5 protein-coding genes are annotated in these 2,866 nt (G+C 65.6%); 4 read left to right on the top strand and 1 reads right to left on the bottom strand.

Translation table 11 applies throughout. The annotated features are described in order from the left end of the window. On the bottom strand, positions 1-1,127 hold a 1,127-nt coding region (gene ytpR, locus BG35_RS0108585), incomplete at its 3' end, for a YtpR family tRNA-binding protein (protein ID WP_025782499.1). A gap of 126 nt (positions 1,128-1,253) precedes the next feature. Between ytpR and rpmG the strand changes: the two genes are divergently transcribed. From rpmG to BG35_RS11110, 4 genes are all read left to right on the top strand, one after another. Beyond that, entirely contained in the window at positions 1,254-1,448 is a 195-nt protein-coding gene (gene rpmG / locus BG35_RS0108580) for a 50S ribosomal protein L33 (protein ID WP_025782498.1), read from the top strand. 61 nt (positions 1,449-1,509) lie between these two features. Further along, positions 1,510-1,728: a 30S ribosomal protein S18 gene (gene rpsR / locus BG35_RS0108575; RefSeq protein WP_025782497.1), complete on the top strand. Its 219-nt coding sequence runs from the start codon at positions 1,510-1,512 to the stop codon at positions 1,726-1,728. An 86-nt stretch (positions 1,729-1,814) separates the two neighbouring features. Beyond that, a complete protein-coding gene (locus BG35_RS11685) occupies positions 1,815-2,024 on the top strand; it encodes a hypothetical protein (protein ID WP_051506226.1) in 210 nt (69 codons plus the stop codon). Continuing rightward, positions 1,982-2,866 (top strand): ribonuclease catalytic domain-containing protein (locus BG35_RS11110; RefSeq protein WP_161632583.1); only part of this gene is annotated, 885 nt, incomplete at its 3' end. The genes BG35_RS11685 and BG35_RS11110, both read left to right, overlap by 43 nt.

Raw genomic sequence — 2,866 nt, 5'->3', positions numbered from 1 at the left:
GCCGCCAGAGTTGCCTGTGGGGCCACACCCCGCTCAAAGCGGGAGGAGGACTCACTGCGCAGCCCCGCCAGACGAGCGGAGCGGCGCACAGCGGTGGGGTCGAACACCGCCGCCTCCAGCAGGATCCGACGGGTCCGGGAGGTGATCTGGGTGGGGGCGCCCCCCATCACCCCGGCCAGGGCTACAGGTCCTGCGGCATCAGCCACCACCAGATGGCCCGTTTCCAGGGAAAGCTGTTGTCCGTCCAGGGTGTGGAGATTTTCTCCCGGCTGGGCAAAGCGCGCGTGGATGGCGGTTCCGCCGCCGGTCACCCGTTCCCCGTCAAAGGCGTGCATGGGCTGCCCGGTCTCCAGCATCACCAGGTTGGTGATGTCCACGGCAGTGTTGATGCTGCGCAGCCCGGCCCGCTCCAGACGCCGCCGGAGCCACAGGGGAGAGGGGCCGATGGTGACGTTCTCAACCGTGCTCAAGGAGAAAAGGCGGCACCCCTGGGCAAAGCGATTCAGGTCCATGGCGATGGCCGTCCGCTGGGGCGCCGTGGGGCGCCTGACCGTTTCCCCGCACAGGGCCGCCACCTCCCGGGCAATGCCCACCATGGACAGGCCGTCCGGTCGGTTGGCGGTGACCGCCACGTCCAGCACCACGTCATCCAGCCCCAGGAGGGGGGCCACCGCCGCACCTGGCGTGAGCGGGCCTGTCAGCGGCTGCTCCTCCAGCACGCAGATGCCGGTGCTATCCCCCTCCTGCCCCAGTTCCGCCAGGGAGCAGATCATGCCCTCACTGTCCACGCCCCGCAGCCTGGCGCGCTTGATGGTCAGGTCGATGGCGGGAAGCCGGCACCCAACAGGGGCCACCGGCACATGGATATTGGCGCGCACATTGGGGGCGCCACAGACAATTTGCAGAGGCTGGGGACCATCCACGTCCACCCGACAGAGACTGAGCTTGTCGGCATCGGGGTGGGGGGCGCAGTTCAGCACTCTGCCCACAACAACCCCCGCCAGGGGCTTGCCTAGTTCAAGGATGTCCTCCACCTCAAGACCGGCAATGCTCAGGCGTTCAGCCAACAGGGCCACAGGCCAGGGACAGGAAACCAGTTCCTGAAGCCAGTTTAGCGAAACCCGCATCGTCCTGTTTCAGACCAGTAGCAATGATCCTACGCAGTCGGGTCCACTTCCACCAGCCATGGTCATGGCAAGGTAGGATATGACGTTTGTGCAGCTACTGCTCAGCAGTGGAGCAACGTCCTCCCCATGGCCAAAAACAAGGGCGTCCGCATCGTGATCACCCTGGAGTGCACGGAATGCCGGTCCAATCCCACGAAACGCTCCAACGGCGTGTCCCGCTACACGTCCCAGAAGAACCGCCGCAACACGTCGGAGCGGCTTGAGGTGAAAAAGTTCTGTTGCCACTGCAACAAACACACGGTCCATAAGGAAATCAAGTGAGCGCCCCCAAAGGCGCCCCGCAGTTCCTCTCCTCCCTTGACCACCATTCCCTCCTGCCCCCATGGCTCCCCGCTACCGCAAACGTCTTTCCCCCATCAAACCCGGTGATCCCATCGATTACAAAGATGTGGACCTGCTGAAAAAATTCCTCACCGAGCAGGGCAAGATCCTGCCCCGGCGCATGACAGGGCTCACCGCTCGTCAGCAGAGGGATCTCACCACCGCTGTGAAGCGGGCCCGTATCATGGCGCTGCTTCCCTTTATCAACACAGACGGCTGAAGCGACCGAAGCAACCCCAACCCGCACGGCAGCAATCCGTACGACAACAACCGGCCAGGGGCTTTCCACCAGCCCTGCGGGCGCCCATGCAGCGTTTGCGTTCCCTGGCCGGCCAGGACTGCCCTGGTGACGAGGATCGGCTGGATCTAACCGGCCTTGCCAGCCTCAGCATCGACGATGCCGGCGCCATCGAAGTGGATGACGCCCTGGCGTTGGAGTCCCATGTCGGGGGGGGTGGCGCCTGTGGGTTCATGTGGCGGATCCAACGGCGCTGCTGTCCCTCGCTAATCCTTTGACCATGGAAGCCTGCCGGCGGGGATGCAGCGCCTATCTCAGCCACGGCGCCACACCCATGTTCCCGGAATCCCTGGCCCAGGGGGTGTTCAGCTTGCGGCCGGGGCAGCGCTGTCGCGCCCTCAGCTTCTGGCTGGACGTGGACGACGACGGCCACGCCCTGGACGAGGGCTGGAGCCCAAGCTGGGTGCGGCTATCCACAGCCGTCACCTACAACGACGTGGACGACCTGCTGAGCATGGCTCCACCGGAAGAAGACAACCTTCTGGAGCTGCACCGCATCACCCGGCGCCTGAATCAAGAGCGCCGCATGGCTGGCGCCTTGTGCCTGGAGCAGCCCGAAGCCCGCTTCCGGCCCAGGGCGGGCGGGTCCATTGCCCTTGAGGTGCTGGAGCCCACCCCGGCCCGCCAACTGGTGGCGGAGTGCATGGTGCTGGCTGGACAAATTGCCGGCCGTTACGGTCAACGCCATGGCTTGCCGTTGCCCTACCGGGGTCAGGTGGCCAGCAACTTGCCCTCTTCCCGGGAGTTGGCAGCCCTCTCCCCCGGAGCCGTGCGCAACGGTGCCCTGAAAGCCTGCCTCCAACGCAGCAGCACCGGCGCCCGTCCCCAGCCCCACTTCGCCCTGGGGGCGCCGGTGTACGTGCAGGCGACCTCCCCCATTCGCCGTTTCACGGACTTCCTGGCCCATCTTCAACTGAGGGCCCATGGCCGTCAGGGGTCGGTCCTGACGGAGCCGGACCTGCAACATTGGCTGGACCAGGCCTTGGCAGGCATCCAGGAAGCCGGGCAGCGAGCCAGACAGGATCGCATCTACTGGCTCCAAAGCTGGCTGCAGCAGGAG

It is taken from the genome of Candidatus Synechococcus spongiarum SH4, from assembly GCF_000586015.1.
In the GTDB taxonomy this organism is placed as follows: Bacteria; Cyanobacteriota; Cyanobacteriia; order PCC-6307; family Cyanobiaceae; genus Synechococcus_B; species Synechococcus_B spongiarum_F.
This window is presented reverse-complemented; position numbering and strand designations above follow the sequence as displayed.

Excerpts from the sequence above, each read along its gene's own strand:
- BG35_RS11685 (WP_051506226.1), top strand. The coding sequence starts at position 1,815 with ATGCAGCGTTTGCGTTCCCTGGCCGGCCAGGACTGCCCTGGTGACGAG.
- rpmG (WP_025782498.1), top strand. The coding sequence starts at position 1,254 with ATGGCCAAAAACAAGGGCGTCCGCATCGTGATCACCCTGGAGTGCACG.
- rpsR (WP_025782497.1), top strand. The coding sequence starts at position 1,510 with ATGGCTCCCCGCTACCGCAAACGTCTTTCCCCCATCAAACCCGGTGAT.